At 61.5% G+C, this 16,389-nt stretch carries 14 protein-coding genes; 3 read left to right on the top strand and 11 right to left on the bottom strand.

Annotated elements, in window-relative coordinates; all coding sequences use genetic code 11:
* Positions 1–1,614 carry a glycerol-3-phosphate dehydrogenase gene (gene glpD, locus K3762_RS18060; protein WP_260012898.1) on the bottom strand — a complete coding sequence of 538 codons (1,614 nt, stop codon included), beginning with the start codon at positions 1,612–1,614 and terminating at the stop codon, positions 1–3.
* 196 nt (positions 1,615–1,810) lie between these two features.
* Here glpD and K3762_RS18055 point away from each other — a divergent pair, with 196 nt between their 5' ends.
* Positions 1,811–2,578 carry a DeoR/GlpR family DNA-binding transcription regulator gene (locus K3762_RS18055; RefSeq protein ID WP_260012990.1) on the top strand — a complete coding sequence of 256 codons (768 nt, stop codon included), beginning with the start codon at positions 1,811–1,813 and terminating at the stop codon, positions 2,576–2,578.
* Between the two features lie 9 nt (positions 2,579–2,587).
* Here the strand turns inward: K3762_RS18055 and K3762_RS18050 are convergent, their stop codons facing one another.
* The 3 genes from K3762_RS18050 to K3762_RS18040 form a co-directional block, all read right to left on the bottom strand.
* Positions 2,588–3,991: a trehalose-6-phosphate synthase gene (locus K3762_RS18050; RefSeq protein ID WP_240791621.1), complete on the bottom strand. Its 1,404-nt coding sequence runs from the start codon at positions 3,989–3,991 to the stop codon at positions 2,588–2,590.
* Positions 3,992–4,155: 164 nt separating this feature from the next.
* Complete coding sequence (locus K3762_RS18045; protein ID WP_120352343.1) at positions 4,156–4,752, bottom strand: exopolysaccharide biosynthesis protein; 597 nt, start codon at positions 4,750–4,752, stop codon at positions 4,156–4,158.
* A 93-nt stretch (positions 4,753–4,845) separates the two neighbouring features.
* Positions 4,846–5,820 carry a DNA topoisomerase IB gene (locus K3762_RS18040; RefSeq protein WP_132445324.1) on the bottom strand — a complete coding sequence of 325 codons (975 nt, stop codon included), beginning with the start codon at positions 5,818–5,820 and terminating at the stop codon, positions 4,846–4,848.
* A gap of 221 nt (positions 5,821–6,041) precedes the next feature.
* Here K3762_RS18040 and otsB point away from each other — a divergent pair, with 221 nt between their 5' ends.
* Both otsB and K3762_RS18030 read left to right on the top strand, forming a co-directional pair.
* Entirely contained in the window at positions 6,042–6,791 is a 750-nt protein-coding gene (otsB, locus tag K3762_RS18035) for a trehalose-phosphatase (protein WP_260012893.1), read from the top strand.
* A gap of 45 nt (positions 6,792–6,836) precedes the next feature.
* A complete protein-coding gene (locus K3762_RS18030; protein WP_132445330.1) occupies positions 6,837–8,612 on the top strand; it encodes a glycoside hydrolase family 15 protein in 1,776 nt (591 codons plus the stop codon).
* On the opposite strand, the gene K3762_RS18025 is transcribed toward K3762_RS18030, so the two are convergent.
* From K3762_RS18025 to K3762_RS17995, 7 genes are all read right to left on the bottom strand, one after another.
* The gene (locus K3762_RS18025; protein ID WP_260012888.1) at positions 8,609–9,211 is read right to left on the bottom strand and encodes a LysE family translocator; all 603 of its coding nucleotides are present in this window, start codon (positions 9,209–9,211) and stop codon (positions 8,609–8,611) included. The two genes, K3762_RS18030 and K3762_RS18025, sit on opposite strands and share 4 nt — an antisense overlap.
* A 128-nt stretch (positions 9,212–9,339) precedes the next feature.
* Positions 9,340–10,818, bottom strand: a complete 1,479-nt coding sequence (locus K3762_RS18020; protein ID WP_260012989.1) for an indolepyruvate oxidoreductase subunit beta family protein — start codon at positions 10,816–10,818, stop codon at positions 9,340–9,342.
* 62 nt (positions 10,819–10,880) lie between these two features.
* Entirely contained in the window at positions 10,881–13,031 is a 2,151-nt protein-coding gene (locus K3762_RS18015; RefSeq protein WP_260012885.1) for an indolepyruvate ferredoxin oxidoreductase subunit alpha, read from the bottom strand.
* Between the two features lie 9 nt (positions 13,032–13,040).
* A complete protein-coding gene (locus K3762_RS18010) occupies positions 13,041–13,472 on the bottom strand; it encodes a MarR family winged helix-turn-helix transcriptional regulator (RefSeq protein ID WP_120352448.1) in 432 nt (143 codons plus the stop codon).
* A 51-nt stretch (positions 13,473–13,523) separates the two neighbouring features.
* Entirely contained in the window at positions 13,524–14,315 is a 792-nt protein-coding gene (locus tag K3762_RS18005) for a cyclase family protein (RefSeq protein WP_120352447.1), read from the bottom strand.
* 174 nt (positions 14,316–14,489) lie between these two features.
* Complete coding sequence (locus K3762_RS18000; RefSeq protein ID WP_067628772.1) at positions 14,490–15,452, bottom strand: dihydrodipicolinate synthase family protein; 963 nt, start codon at positions 15,450–15,452, stop codon at positions 14,490–14,492.
* Positions 15,453–15,583: 131 nt separating this feature from the next.
* A complete protein-coding gene (locus K3762_RS17995; protein ID WP_120352335.1) occupies positions 15,584–16,282 on the bottom strand; it encodes a GntR family transcriptional regulator in 699 nt (232 codons plus the stop codon).
* Positions 16,283–16,389: the final 107 nt, after the last annotated feature.

The raw sequence follows: 16,389 nt of genomic DNA, 5'->3' as shown, positions 1-16,389 counted from the left end.
TCATTCCGCCGCAGAGGCGGCTTGTTTCGCCGCGCGCATCTGCATCCATTCATCAAGACGCGCGATCTGCGCCTCATCCATTCGCAGGCCCAACTTGCTGCGGCGCCAAACGACGTCCTCTGCGCTGAGGGCATATTCTTTGTTCATCAGCCACGCGACCTCACCCGCCGTGAGGGTCGCACCGAAATGCTCGCCCATATCCGCGAGCGTTTTCGCCGCGCCCATCATCGCCCATGCATCGGTACCATAGGCGCGGATCAGCCGTGCTGCCCAGCTTTCATCAAGAAAGTCATAATCCGCTTTCAACCGCGCGATCAACTGCGCGACACCGTCCACCGGGAAATCACCGCCGGGCAGCGCCACGCCAGCGGTCCAATGATCCGACAGCCCGCCGAAATGCGGGGCGATCAGATCCAGCGCGTCTTCGGCCAGTTTGCGGTATGTGGTGATCTTGCCGCCAAAGACATTGAGAATCGGCGCGCCGCCGGTTTCGTCCACCTTGAGCGTATAGTCCCGCGTGGCCGCCGTGGCACTGCTGGCCCCATCGTCATAAAGCGGGCGGACGCCGGAATAGGTCCAGACGATGTCTTTGCGGGTGATGTCCTGCTTGAGATAGCCGTTCACGAAGTTGATCAGGTAATCCTGCTCTTCGGGGGTGCATTCCGGGGTGACGGAAGGATCGGGGTGATCTGCATCGGTGGTGCCGATCAGGGTGAAATCCTGCTCATAGGGGATCGTAAAAATGATCCGCCCATCGGTGCCTTGAAAGAAATAGCATTTGTCGTGATCGTAAAGCCGTTTGGTCACGATATGGCTGCCGCGCACCAGCCGCACCCCTTCGGAGGAGTTCAGCCGCGCAGTGTTGTGGATGATCTCGCCCACCCACGGGCCGCCCGCGTTGACCAGCATCTTCGCTTGGATCACCTCGCGCTGACCATCCGCGCCATGCTCTACGGTGACCGCCCAGCCATCGGCGCTGCGGTCGGCAGAGACGACTTTAGTCCGGGTCATGATACGCGCGCCGCGCAGTTCCGCATCGCGGGCGTTCAACACCACCAGACGGGAGTCTTCGATCCAGCAGTCGGAATACTCAAAGGCTTTCTCGAAGCGATCCTCCAGCGGTGCCCCTTCGGGCGTGCCGCGCAGCGACAGGCTGCGGGTGGCGGGCAGGATCTCGCGACCGCCGAGGTTGTCATAGAGAAACAGGCCCAAGCGGATCAGCCACGCCGGGCGGCGGCCCCGCATCCAAGGCATGAACAGCCGTAGCAATTTGGAGGTCGGCGTGTCCCCCTCAAACCGCATGTCGCGGTGATAGGGCAGCACGAAACGCATCGGCCAAGAGATATGCGGCATCGCTTTCAGCAGCACTTCGCGCTCGGTCAGCGCGTGGCGCACGAGGCCGATCTCAAAATACTCAAGGTAGCGCAGCCCGCCGTGGAACAGTTTGGTCGAGGCCGAAGAGGTCGCCGAGGCCAGATCATTCATCTCGGCCAAGGTCACGCTCAGCCCCCGTCCTGCGGCGTCGCGCGCGATCCCGGCGCCGTTGATGCCCCCACCGATGACGAAAAGATCGACCGGGGCAGCGGGCACATGGCTATCGGGCTGTTGGTTCAAAATCCGGCCCTCCCCCAGCTCAGACTGTCCAATTAGGGGCAGTGTTACGAAACGACTCTCATCTGCACAAGTTTTATTTTCGTTTATGTTCGTTTCACCAGTATATCGAACATGCTAACCACAACCTGCTGCGCGATTGCTTGCGTTAGACAAAACACTGGAGATAATGCGCCAACAGCAGGCAGGAGCGACACCCATTTCACAGACATTCCGCCATCCCGACATCCTTGAAATCGCCCGGCGCGAAGGCAAAGTCACCGTCGACGGGCTGGCCGAGCATTTTGGCGTGACCCATCAGACCATCCGCCGTGACCTTACGGAACTGGCCGATAGCGGTAAGCTTGAGCGGGTGCATGGCGGCGCGGTGCTGCCTTCGGGGGCCAGCAACATCGGCTATGCCGAGCGGCGCAACCTGCACGAAGAGGCCAAGAATCGCATCGCCCGCGCCTGTGCCGAACATATTCCCGACGGTTGTTCGGTCTTTCTGAATATCGGCACCAGCACCGAGGCGGTGGCCCGCGCTCTGCTGCATCACCGCGATCTGATGGTGGTGACGAACAACATGAATGTCGCCAATATTCTGGTCGACAATCCCGAATGCCGCATTGTGCTCACGGGCGGGGCGCTGCGCCGCATGGACGGTGGGCTGGTCGGCAATCTGACAATCGAAACGATCCGCCAGTTCAAGTTCGATATCGCGGTGATCGGCTGTTCGGCCATGGACGCGGATGGTGATCTGCTCGACTTCGATATCGAAGAAGTGGGGGTCAGCCAATGTATCATCGCGCAGTCGCGCAAGACCTTTTTGGTAACGGATCATTCCAAATTCAAACGCTCCGCCCCGGCGCGCATCGCTTCGGCGCGGGAGGTGGATATGTTCTTTACCGATCTGCCCCTGCCCGCCGGGCTTGCAGAGAAATGCAAGGGTTGGGAGACCGAAGTGGTCTTTGCCCCGGATGCCTGACGCGCGCCGCTAGGCGTCCGTCCATTCCCGCGCGGCGGGTTTGGTCACCAGCGTCGGCAGGCAGGCTTGCAACGCTTCGACAAAGTTCTGGCTCCAGCGGTTTACATCCGTCGCCCGCACCTGCGCCATGCAACTGGCATGACGGCGTTTGCGTTCCTCCAGCGGCAGGGCAAGCGCGGTTTTGAGCGCCTCGCTCATGTCCTCGATGTCGTACGGGTTGACCTGAATAGCATCTGTCAGGTCTTCGGCGGCCCCGGCCATATGCGACAGGATCAGCACGCCGGGGTCTTCGGGGTCTTGCGCCGCGACATATTCCTTGGCGACAAGGTTCATCCCATCGGCAAAGGGGGTGACGATCCCCACCCGCGCACGGCGGTAGAGCCGCGCCAAGAGATCGCGATCAAGGTTGCGGTGAATATAGCGCAGCGGGGTCCAATCGATCTCTCCATGTTCGCCGTTCACCCGGCCGACAAGTTCTTCCAATTCGTAGCGCAACTCGCGGTAAGCGGCGACCTCTTCGCGGCTTGGCGGGGCGATCTGGACCATACTTACCCGCCGCTCACGCTCATCGCGGGTTTCCAGATAGCGGCCAAAGGCGCGGAAGCGGTTGGGCAGACCTTTGGAGTAGTCCAGCCGGTCCACCCCGATCACGATGTCCCCCGCCATATCATCGGCAAGCCGGTCCTGCGCGCTGCCGCCTTGGGCGGCCTGCACAAAGGTCTCCACATCGATCCCGATGGGGAATGATCTCAACGCCACTGCCCGAGAGCCGCATTTGATCGTGCCGTTCATCAAGAATTCGGAGTCCGTTTCGGCGCGGAACATTTCAAGGCAACGCGCCACGTCAGCGCGGGTTTGCAGGCCCACAAGGTCATAGTCCGCCAGCCAATGCGCCAGATTGGCCTCCCGCGGGAGGGCGCCCATATCGCCCAATGCGGGGAAAGGAATATGCAGGAAAAACCCGATCTTACCTGCAAAACCCAGCTTGCGCAGTTCTGTCGCGAGGGGAAAGAAGTGGTAGTCGTGCACCCAGATCATATCGTCCGGCCGGGCCACCTTCATCACCTGCCGCGCAAGGCGCGCGTTAACGGCGCTGTAGCCCCGCTCGAACCCCCGGTCCAACTCCACCAGATCGCCGCGACGGTGACAGACCGGCCAAAGCACCGAGTTCGAAAAACCGAGGTAGAAATTCTTGTAGTCTTCGGGGCTGAGGCTGAAGCTCAGCCGGGTGTATTTGCCCTGATCGCCATATTCGCTCAGGCTCTCTGACGGGGTTTCGGTGGTTTCCGGGTGCGACCCGATCCAGATGCCGCCGATCTTGCGCAGGGTTTCATGAAGCGCATAGACCAACCCACCGGAGGGGGCGGCCTCTGACGGGATGCGATTTGAGATTACAATTAATCTGCCAGCCATTTTATGCCTCGGGAACAATCAATTTTTGGCCGCCGAGCCTGCTAAGGCGGAACGCCGACCACCACTAACGGTTTAATGGTTTAGGTTGGTAAAGGTTCCCAGCTTGGTCGGCTTTGGTCAATTCTTTTGCAGGCGCAGCATGGCAAACCGCTGCGATTATTTTTTCAGCGCCCAAGAAAGAACCATGCAACCCCCACGGGAAGCAGGGACATCAAGACCATCGAAAAAATCACGACCCTGCCGTCGCGCATCAGATAGCCCGCCGCGAAAATGGCGATCATGGCCGAGGCGATAGAGCCGGAAGTGGGCACGATTTCCATGAACGGCATGAACATCGACAGGGCCATCACCATCAACAGCGGCAAGTAAATCCACGGGCGGTGCAGGATGAAGGTCGACCGCTGATGCAAATATTGATCCACGAAATCCACCGGGCGGCGCAGCCAGCGCACCCCCGCACGCAGCTTCTTCGCAGCGATGTCGCGGCGCATGATAAAGCCCGGCAGCCACAGGCTCTCGCGGCCAAAGATCATCTGCACCACTAAAAACAAGACCACCAACCCGATAAACGCCGTAAAGCCGGGGATGCCGCTGGCCGGAGAGGTAGAGATCAGGCTGAAGGTCAGGATCGTCGAAGCAAATGAATGTTTGCCCAGACAATCGATGATCTCTTCCACGGTAATCTGCCGATCCGCGCCGCCGGACAGATGCTCCATCTGGTCAAGGACACCGCTGAGGGTTGGCCCACCTGTCTCGTTCATGAAATTTCAGTCCTTCTGCAGCCGGGCGATACCACCATTCATGTTTACAATGCCTGAGCGCGGTTAAAGTTCGCCCGTCCCGCCAATTCAGGGTCACGCGGTGCTGCGCAAAAAGGCCAGAAGCCCCCGTTCGGCTTGGGTCAGATCGTCAATATCAGGTGGGTCCGGCAGGTCTTGGGGGTTTTGGCAAAGGTCGATGACCTGCGGATGGATATAGCTGTTGCGCGCAATGGTGGGCGTGTTGTGCAGCCGTTGGGCCGCCGCTTCGGCCATGGCTTTGATGGTCGGTTTGTCGTCCTTTAATGCCACGTCAAAGGCCGCGACAGACCCGGCCCAAGTGCGAAAAGTCTTGGCGGAGAACCCTTCGGTGCCAGCGGCCTCGGCGATATAGTCATTCAGGGCCGAAGAAGTCAGCCTGCGCGGCTCCCCCTCTTCGTCGAGCCATGTCAGCAGGTCCGCGCCCGGCAGATCGCGGATTTTCTCCAAGGCGCGCATCAGGGTGCGGTTAGCGATCTGGCGGCGGACCCGCTTGCCGCCCTTCGCCATGAAGGAGGCCTGCAATTTCCCATCTTTCAAGACCAGATGCCGCCGTTTCAAGGTCAGCGTGCCATAGGTGCGGTTGGTCTTGGCGTAGACTTGATTGCCCACGCGCAGCGACAGGCGGTCGATCATCGCCACAGCGGCGGCCAGTGCAAAGTCACGTTCGCCCAACTCTTCCTTGAGGTCCCGGCGCACGCGGCGGCGGATGCGCGGCAGGGTCTCGGCAAATTCGGGCAGGCTTGCGTATTTCTCCTGCGCCTGCGCCTCGGACCAGAGCGGATGATAGCGGTACTGTTTGCGCCCCCGCGCATCGAACCCCGTCGCCTGTAAGTGACCGTTGACATGAGGGCTGATCCAGACCTGCTCATAGGCCGGGGGCACCGCCAGTTTTACCAGACGTTCGCGTTCGGCCTTGTCCTTGATGCAGCGGCCATCGGGCGCGTGATAGGAAAACCCCCGGCCGCAGCGCCGTCGCGCAATGCCGGGTTTGCTGTCGGGGTAGTACCTAAGCGTGGACGGTGCGGTCATCTGGGGTTCCGAATGTGTGATGCGGGGTCTTGCGGGGGCGCGCAGATTGCCCTTCGTCTAGGCAAACGCCGCTGCATTGGCTGGGTTCCCGCCCCGCAGGACGCGCATCTTTGCGCAGTTGCGGCATAAATCCTTTGATTTCGCTGCGCCGGCGCATAGGTTTCGTGAGAACGCCCGCGCACTGAAAATCCCAGTGCCCTGAAACGGATAGACCAGACCCTATGGATAGCACCACCCTGTCGCACAGCAATCTGCCGCCCGTGATCCCGCTTGAGCGCCATGCGTTTTTCCTTGATCTCGACGGCACGCTGGCCCCCATCGTCGACAACCCCGAAGACGCCTGCCTGCCGGAGGCGACGCGCCACCTGCTGACGCAACTCGTTGCGCAGACCAATGGGGCGGTGGCGGTGATCTCGGGCCGGGCGCTGGCGGATGTGGACCGCATCTTGGGCGCGCTGCGGCTGCCGGTCTCTGGCTCGCATGGGTTAGAGTTGCGGCTGAGCACCGCGGCGGATCACGCCCCAAAGCAGAGCGCAGGGATCCCCGCCCCCGTGATCGACCGGGTGGAAGAATTCGCCGTGCTGCATGGGGTGACGTCAGAACGCAAACCCGGCGCGATTGCGCTGCATTACCGCAAGGCCCCCGATCAGGGCGAGGCCTGCCGCGCTTTTGTCGATACGCTGGTTGGCGAAGACGCCAGCCTGCGCGGCCTGCATGGCAAGATGGTCAGCGAAGTTGCCCTAAAAGGTGTCGACAAGGGCGGCGCGGTGACGCGATTCACGGCCTCCCCCGCCTTTGCCGAGCGACTGCCGGTAATGGTAGGCGACGACGTAACGGACGAAGATGGCTTTCGCGCGGCGCAGGCCATGGGTGGCTTTGGCATCAAGATCGGCCAAGGGCCAACCGACGCACAACATCGCATCGCAGATGTGGCCGGCTTTGCCGATTGGCTGAAAGAAATTCTGCGCTGATCCGGCCCGCCCGGCAGACGCATCGAGAATAGAAAAGAGGAACTTATGGATCTGGGTGTCATCGGGAATTGCGCGGTTGCGGCGCTGGTCAGCCGCGAAGGGGCGATCAACTGGTTTTGCCTGCCACGGTTTGACGGCGATCCGGTCTTTCACAGTCTGATGGGCCACGGCGCGGGCGAAGAGGGCGACGGGGAGTTTGCCGTCGAACTCGAAGACATGACAGAAAGCGAACAGAGCTATCTGCCCAATACCGCGATCCTGCGCACGGTCCTGCGCAGCGCCAAGGGCGCGGTTGAGATTGTTGATTTCTGCCCCCGTTTCACCGCCTATGGCCGTAGCTTTCGCCCCCAGATGTTGGTCCGGCAAATCCGCCGGATCGAAGGCTCGCCCCGCGTGCGGATGCATCTAAAACCGCGCTTTCAATGGGGAGAGGTGGCCCCCACGCTTACCCGCGGGTCGAACCATGTGCGCTTTGTCGGGCCTGAGCAGAACATGCGCCTGACCACCGACGCGCCGATCGACCATGTGTTGGACGGGCGCATGATCAACCTCGAAGGGGAAATGACCTTCATCCTTGGCCCGGACGAGACACTGTCGGACAGTCCTGAGCAGATTGGCACCACCTTTCGAACCAAAACCACGCGCTATTGGCAGCGCTGGACGCAGCGGTTGGCGATCCCTTTCGAGTGGCAAGAGGCCGTCATTCGCGCCGCGATCACGCTGAAACTCTGCAGCTATGAGGCCACGGGCGGTGTCATCGCCGCGATCACCACCTCTCTGCCCGAAGCGCCGGATTCGGGGCGCAACTGGGATTACCGCTATTGCTGGGTCCGCGATGCGTTTTTCACCGTGCGCGCGCTCAACAGTCTCGCCGCGACCCGCACCTTGGAGCATTATTTCCAATGGCTGATGAATGCCGTGGCGGATGCCGAAGGCGGGCATATCCAGCCCGTGCTAGGGCTCGGGCTTGAGACGGCGTTAACCGAACGTATCTCACCCAGCTTGCAAGGCTTCCGCGGGATGGGGCCGGTGCGGATCGGCAATCAGGCGCATGAGCATTTCCAGCACGACACCTATGGCAATATCATCCTTGGCGCAGCGCCCGCGTTTTTTGATCACCGCCTGCCGATGAACACCGGGCGCACGGCCTTTGAACAGCTTGAGCCCTTGGGCGAGCAGGCGTGGGAGCTGCACGACGAACCTGATGCCGGGATTTGGGAGCTGCGCAGCCGTGCCCGCATTCACACGTCTTCGTCGCTGATGTGCTGGGCTGCCTGCGACCGTTTGGGCAAGATTGCGCGCCATTTGAAGTTGGACGACCGCGCCGCCCTCTGGGCCGAGCGCGCCGAGGTGATCCGCGACAAGATCCTCGACAACGCTTGGTCAGAAGAACGCGGCGCCTTTGTCGAAAGCTTTGGCGGCAGCACCTTGGACGCCAGTGTCTTGCTGATGGGAGAGGTCGGTTTCCTGCCACCGAAAGACCCGCGGTTCATCGCCACGGTCGAGCGTCTTTCCGAAGTGCTGGGCCGCGGCCCCTTCATGCTGCGCTACGAAGAGGCGGATGATTTCGGCGTGCCCGAGGTCGGCTTTAACGTCTGCGCCTTCTGGCGGATCGATGCGCTGGCGCGGATTGGCCGCGAAGAGGAAGCCCGCAAGCTGTTCGAAGAACTGTTGGAAGCCCGCAACCACCTTGGCCTGATGTCCGAAGACACCGCCTTTGCCACCGGCGAGGGCTGGGGCAACTTCCCGCAGACCTATTCCATGGTCGGCATCATCAATGGCGCGATGCGCCTGTCGCGGCGGTGGGAAGCCGAGCTTTAACGCGCGAACAGCAGGCGCACTCCCAAAAGCCCCAGCACCGCTGAGGCCACCCGGTCAAAGTAAACCTTCGCGCGCAGGTAGCCTTGGCTCACTGCCGGGCGGCTCATGCCGAAGGCCAAAGTGGTGTAAAAGGCGACTTCGATGATCAGGTGGTTGGCGACGATCAAAAGGTTCTCGCTCAGGCGCATCCCCTCGGGGAAGATGACCACCAGAACCGCCGCGGCGAAAAGCACCGATTTGGGGTTCAGAATGTTGATCATCAGCCCCTGCCGAAAGGCATGGCGGGCGGGGGTCACCGTACTTGTCACGGGCGTCCGCGCCCCGCGCCACATGCCAAAGGCCACATAAAGCAAATAGACCGCGCCCAGTGTTTTCACGACTGCGTAGGCCCATGGGAAAGCGAGGAACACCGCCTCCAACCCCAAGAGCGCGGCGAGGGTCCAGAACGATGCCACGAGGCCAAGCCCAAGCCCCACCGCAACACCCGCCTGCCGCCCCGAACTTAGCGTGGTCTTTAGCGCGATCAGAAAGGCCGGGCCGGGGCTGAGGATCGACGCGATGAGCGCGATGTTAAAGGCGATGAGATGCGACAGTTCCATGGCAGCGGCCCCCCTTTGTGCGCCCCCAGCTATGCGGGGCTGAGGCACCCGGTCAACTGAGATTGGGTGACCCCGCACCGTCGGGAGGTTGATCCGCCCCACATCTGCCCAAAAAACGGGCACGGCCCCTAGACGAAAGACCGCACCGTCGCGATGGCCCCGTCGAGCGCCTTTCCTTCGGCATCTTGCAGCGCCGCCTCGCGCAGACGTGCAATCCACTGCGCCGCGTCCTTTCGCCCGCGCAGCAGCGCGGCGGCATCCATCACCTTGTCGAACTTGCCCAGCCCCCGCGCATGGGTGTCGGAATAGCCTTTAATGAGCCGTCGGCATTTCACCAGTTCAACCGCCGAGTCGTAGTCGGCTTCGACCTCCGCCAGACAGCGCGACAGCCAACTGTCGAGATGGGCGACTTCGATGGCATGGCGATGGGTTTTCAGACGATACCCTTTGAGTCCGCCGAGAACATGCAGCATGAGAAACGCAGGCAGCCTGTCGGTGCGCAGGCGGCGGCCCTTGTCGAACCAGCGGTTCAGACGCGCCATCCACTTCTCGCTCGCCTCTACCTTTGCGCCAAGACGGGCAGGCATCAGGCCCGCGATTTCGTCGGCGCGGGGGTGAAAATATTCGGTCAGCTGCATGAGGTTGGCATCGCCCGCCCGCATCTCTTGCCGGATATGCGCAAAGCGCGGCGCGCGGGTTTTCAGGTCTGCCACCCGAATAACGTCATCATAGGCCATGGCGTTGGCAATATATTTCGCCGCAGCCGCCGAAAGCCGCCAGTCCTGCGCAGCGCTGTCGCGGGCCAGGACGGTATCGAGCCGATCCAGATAGAGCGTGCCATAGGCGCAGTCTTGGTAGTTTACGACCTTGGCAAGCCCCGCAAAAGCCAGATCATGCACCGCTTCGGGCAGCGCATCGGCGCGGGTGACCAGCGCGTCCCACTGGCTTTGCAGCGCGTCCGGCCCGGCAAGGCGGAATGCGGTTTCGGGGTCTTCCACAGGGTCCGGGGCGGCGTTGGGCAGACGGCCCTGTGCCGCGTCATAGCCCACGGCAAAGGCACGCAACGAAGGCTCCACCCCCTTGCCCCCGGCGCGGATCGCATCCTCATAGGCCTCCCGGCGGAACGGCAGCGCGCCAGACCCGGCCAAAGCGCCAAAGAGCGAGGCCGAGATGACAGAGCCCGCGCCCACGGCCAGCCCCTCCATATCTTCGAGCACCAGTTTCTGCGCCGCGATCTCAGCCGCCGCGCGCACTTCATCGGCATTGGCAATGCCATCGCCGGGGGCCATCTTCTCGCTCACCGCAAGCGCGCGGTGGGTTGAGCCGATCAGCGTGGTGCGGTCGGGTGTCACGAAACCGCGCATCACGGCGCGGCCAACTTCCATCATCTCAGCCGCGATCAACACGTCGACATCGCCCGCCGCAGGGGCGAGGGCAAAGACCGGCTCAAACGCGGTTTTCGGTGCCATTTCAATGTAATAGATCGTGGCCCCAGTGCGCTGCGCCACCCCCGCGACCGAGGTCGCCTGACAGACATAGCCTTCGGCCCGGGCCATGGATTCGATCCACCCGGTCAAAACGCCGCCGCCCTGCCCGCCCACGGCCATGACCGCGAGCTTGATGATTTCGCCGACACGCGCGTCGGGTGTCTTTTGCGGCAGAACCAAATTCACGTCGTCACTCCTTCGCTGCGCAGCCGCTTGGCATCGCGCCGTCTTTGCAGCCAAGCGATGATCTGGCTGGACTTATCGGCACGCCACCGCTCAAACCGCGTCGGATTGTGCACCACATCCGCTTGGTAAAACGACGGGCACAGCACCGCCGTATCGGCGACCTCGCCGCAATTGCCGCAGCCCACACAGGTCTGATCGATATGCGCTACCGGATCGTCGCGCAGCGGATCGTCGAGCCGTTTGAGCGACAGCGACGGGCAGCCCGAGAGCCGGATGCAGGCATGATCCCCGGTGCAAACATCGGCATCGACGCCAAAGCGCGGCACCTCCATGCGGCGGCCTTCCTTGATCGCCTTGTTGCGCAGGGGCTTTTCGCGGCGCTGCTTGTTGAGCATACATTCCGAAGAGGCCACGATGACCTTCGGCCCCTTATAATCGGTAGTCAGCGCCTCGCGCAGCACCTCGCGCAGCTTGCCCACGTCATAGGTCCGGTCGATCTGGCGCACCCATTCGACGCCCACGCCCTTAAGCGCCTTGGAGATCGGATTGTTGGTTGATTTCGTGTCGTTATGCGCCCGCGAGGACATCACGTCCTGACCGCCCGTGGCGGCGGAATAGTAGTTGTCGACGATCACCGCGACGCTGTCGGACTTGTTGAACACCATGTTCCCGATCGAGGTCGAGAGCCCGTTGTGCCAGAATCCGCCATCCCCAAGAATCGAGATCACCCGTTTGTCGCCGCCCCCGTCGAAGGCCGCGTTAGAAGCGGGGCCAAGGCCATAGCCCATGGTCGAGCCGCCGATCTCAAAGGGCGGCAGGCACCCGAAAAGGTGGCAGCCGATATCGCCGGTGATCTGGTGCTTGCCCAGCTCTTGCTCAGTCAGTTTCATCGCAGCAAAAATCGGGCGTTCGGGGCAGCCAGTGCAAAAACCCGGCGGGCGGATCGGCACGGTGTCTGACAGATCGGGGATCGCGGGCGCTTCGGCATTGGGCGCGCGGACCTTGCCGGGGAGCATTTCGGGCGCGGCGATCTTAAGGAAAGCGGTCATCCCATCGAGCAGCACCTGCCCGGTATATTCACCCGCCATCGGCAGCACGTCCTTACCGTGCAGTTTCACCTTGCGTTCGAGCCTGTAGAGGTAGGAGCCGAGTTGCTGTTCGATGTGATCGGGCTGGCCTTCCTCGACCACCAGAACATGCTCTTTGCCCGCGCAGAATTCGTCGAACTCGTCCCGCAAAAGCGGATAGGTGACGTTCAGCACATAAAGCGGCACTTCGGTCTGGCCGTGGATATCGGCCAGCCCCAGCCGTTGCAGCGCCCGGATGACCGAATTGTACATGCCGCCCTGCACCACGATGCCCAAGGGCGCTTTCTCGGGGCCAAAGAACTCATTCAACCCATTGTCGCAGATGAACTTTTCCGCGGCAGGCCAGCGGTTTTCGATCTTGTCCTGCTCATGCAGATAAGACATCGGCGGCAGCACCACGCGGTTGAAGTCCGAGCGCGGGTTGGCGGCGGCTTCGGCCACGGTCAGCGGTGGGCGCTGGTTGTCGCGCGTCTCGAAACTGCCCGTCACATGGCAAGACCGGATGCGGACCATCAGCATGACGGGCGTGTTGCTCGCCTCCGACAGTTCAAACCCGTCTTTGACCGCCTTGGTGATACAGGGCAGGTTGGGGCGCGGATCGAGCATCCAGAACTGTGATTTCATCGCGAAACCATGGCTGCGCTCCTGCATGATCGAAGAGCCCTCGCCATAGTCTTCGCCCACGATCACCAGCGCGCCGCCGGTCACGCCGGAGGAACTGAGGTTCGCCAGCGCGTCCGAAGCCACATTCACCCCCACCGGCCCCTTAAAGGTCACCGCCCCGCGAATGGGGTAGTGCACCGAAGCTGCCAGCATCGCCGCCGCTGCGGCCTCCGATGCGTTCGCCTCAAACCGCACGCCAAGCTCACCCATAAGCTCTTCGGCATCGGCCAACACGTCCATCAGATGCGAGATCGGCGCGCCCTGATAACCGCCCACATAGCCGACCCCGTTTTCCAACAGCGCCTTGGTAATCGCGAGGATACCCTCACCTGTGAAGACGTCGCCGTCCCCTTTGCGCAGGTGCTCCACCTCTGCCTTGAACGAACGTTCGGCCATTGGACCCTCTTAAAAATCGTGTTTTCGGATATTGCGCAGCATGGTGCGCAGCGTGGCCACAAAGGCCTCTTTCTCGGCCGCGCCGATGCCTTTGAACATCGCGTCATAGGCCTCTGCCATATGCGGCCAAAGCCTTGCATAGGCCTCTTGTCCCTTGTCGGTCAGATAAACGCGCGTGGCACGGCTGTCGGCCGCATCGGTCTCGCGCCGCACCAACCCGTCGCGCACCAGCGCGTCGAGCGCGCGGCTTAGCGTGGATTGCTGCACCACAGCATAAACGGCCAATTCGCGGATCAGGATGCCATCGGTCACCGACAGCACGGCGAGAGAGCGCATTTGCGGCGTGGTCAGCCCAAGCGCGGCCATCTCCGCCGACAGGGCGGCGTTATACCGCCCCATGATCCGGTTCATCAAATAGGGCGCGAAATTATCGAGGCCCATCTGATCCAGCGGCGCATTCCCCGCCTCGGAAGGTGATGTATCTGCCACCGGTCAGCCCTTCGGCACCAGCGCCAGCGCCCGAATGGGGCTGCCGGTACCGTTCTTGATCTTAAGCGGTGCCGCAATCAGGATCGCGCCCTTGGGCGGCAGCTTGTCGAGGTTGGCAAGGCTGGCAAGACCGAAACAATTGTTCTTATGCAGCAGGTTATGCGCAGGATACGGCGGCTCCATTCCACCGGCTTGGCCCGCATCGGTGCCGATGCACTGGGTGCCCCAGCCGACGATCTTTTTGTCCATCAAATATTCAATCGCATCCGGGGTCGGCCCGGGGCTGTGGGGGCCCGCCTCATCCGCATTGAGAAAACGCGCTTCGTCATCGACGCGGGCGTCCCAATCGGTGCGCATGACGACCCATTCGCCCTTACCGATCTCACCATATTCCGCTTCCCATTCCTTGATGCCCTTGGCGTCGAGCAGAAAGTCCGGGTCTTCTTGAGATTGCTGCGAACAGTCGATCACATTCACCGGCGCAACGAGGCGCTGCACGTCGAGCGTATCGGTGAACCCGTCGTCGTAATCCTTGCCGGTGATCCAATGGTGCGGCGCATCGAAGTGCGTGCCGGAATGCTCTCCCAGCACCATCCAGTTCCATGCAAAGAACGGGCCATCCTCGTCATATTCGCTGATCTTGTGAATCTCGACCTTCGGTGTCGGCTTGGCAAAGTCGGCTGGCAGTTGCAGGATCGGCGTATCCGGCCCCAGAACGCCCGAACAATCCACCACTTCGACCCCGCCAGAGACGAGCATCGCCCCAAAATCACGCATTAAATCTGTAGCACTCATTTCAAACATTCTCCCTCAAATGGCGCACCCACTCCCGATGCGTTGGCCCCTGAAAAGATGCTAGTCAAATTTATATGCGTTTGCAATTATCTTCTTCGAAAGGGCGCAAAACAACGCAAAAGGCCCGCCGCAAGTGCGACGGGCCTGCCCAGCCGGGGAGAGTTGGGAGGGGGATTAGGCGGCGTATTTCGCGACCGCGCCGCCCTGCTTGCTCCAATCGGCATACCATGTCCGGAACAGCCGGTACTGCGCCTCGGCATAGCCGCGCTGGCTGTCGGTCAGAGCGTCGGTCTCGTTAAAATGCAACGCATATTCCCCATGGCCCTCAAGCACCATCAGGTGCTTATAATAAAGCACGAGGTCCGGCCCCTCATCAAAGGAGGATAGAACACCAAGCGCCGCGTCGAGCTCCTGCGCCCGCTGGCGCGCTTCGGCATCGCCCGCCGCGGCGGCTTGGCTGAGGGCCACAAGATGCAGCACTTCGCGCGGCAGCACATTGCCGATCCCGGTGATAGCGCCCGTGGCACCGCAATTGACGAAACCATGGAACACGGTGGTATCGACCCCGATCATCAGCGTGACTTCATCATCGCGGCTGGTGATGTTCTCTGCTGCATAACGCAGATCATCCGCACCGCCGAACTCTTTGAAACCCACGAGGTTCGAATGCTCGGCCCGCAGGGCAAAGAACAGATCGGCGCGGGTGGCGAAGCCGTAATAGGGGCTGTTGTAAATCACGGCAGGAAGTTCTGGCGCGGCCGACAAAACGGTTTTGAAGTGATCCTTCTGCGCCGCAACCGACGTGCCGCGCGACAGGATGCGGGGGATCAACATCAACCCCTTCGCGCCGACCCTTTGCGCATGGGCCGCATGTTCGGCGGCCAGCTTGGTGTTCACAGCACCCGTGCCAACGACGACAGGCACACCCGCATCAACCAAACGCTCAACGCCCTCCATCCGCTCTGCATCTGTCAGCAAAGGCCAATCGCCCATGGAGCCGCAGTAGACGACCGCGCTCATACCATCGGCGATCAGCTTTTTGCCCATGCGCACCAGCGCATCGAAATCGGGTTTCCGGTCTGCCGTGCAGGGGGTCATCAGGGCCGGGATGCAGCCGGAAAAAATCGAAGGGGTCATTTGTCTCTCCATTCATAGAATCCGGCTGTGATATTGCCGGGGTTGGCTGCATCTTAGCTATTGTATTTTATTTGTCGACAGAAAATCGACAAAAGCTTTCTGCGCGCGAAAAAACCCCGCATTTACTCTAGTTATAGTTCGATATGCTGCCGTCGATCCCGCGAAATCAGCGCCTGAATCTGCCCTACAATCTGATCCGCATGGGTCTCCGCCAAAGAATCCGCGCGCCCGATATCGCGCACCTCGATGGCCGCGATTAAATCCTCATGCTCTTGGACATACTCACTGGGAAGCTGATCGTCGAAGGATTGGTAATACATCCGCAGCAAACGGCGCCCCTCGTCCAACAAGCGCAAACAAAGCGATTCGTAATAAGGGTTGCGCCCCGCCCGCGCGATCTCGGCATGAAACTCGCGGTTCGTGGCGATCATCGACAGCGCGTCCTGCGCCGACACAGCTTTGGCAAACTCTGCCTGCCGCGCGCGGATCTTGGCCATATCGGCCGGGGTATGAAACTGCGCCGCCAGCCGCGTGGTGACACGGTACATCAACGTCATCGCGTCAAAGAAGGTGTGCAGATTCATGAAGTCGATATTCGCCACCACGGTCGAACGGTTGGGCAGCGTGGTCACCAATCCCTCGCTCGCCAGCCGCACCAATGCCTCACGGATCGGCGTGCGCGACATCGAAAGACGCTCGGATAGGCGAATCTCGTCGATCGGGCTGCCGGGCAGCAGGGTTAAATCAAGGATCTCATCCCGCAGGATAGAATAGACAAATTGCGCCCCGGACCCGCGCTTGCGTTCCGCCGTTTTAGGTTTGCTGGTCATGCGGGGATGCCGCCCTTTCGAAATTCTTGGCTCCCCCTCGATAAAGCAACAAATCGCCCCCCCTACAATAGCACAGCCCCACCGAATGCGCGCCCGCCCCCTTCAAT

The organism is Sulfitobacter sp. W074, assembly GCF_025142275.1.
GTDB classification, from domain to species: domain Bacteria; phylum Pseudomonadota; class Alphaproteobacteria; order Rhodobacterales; family Rhodobacteraceae; genus Sulfitobacter; species Sulfitobacter profundi.
The sequence above is the reverse complement of the archived record's forward strand: the minus strand, read 5'-3'. Positions and strand labels throughout refer to the sequence as shown.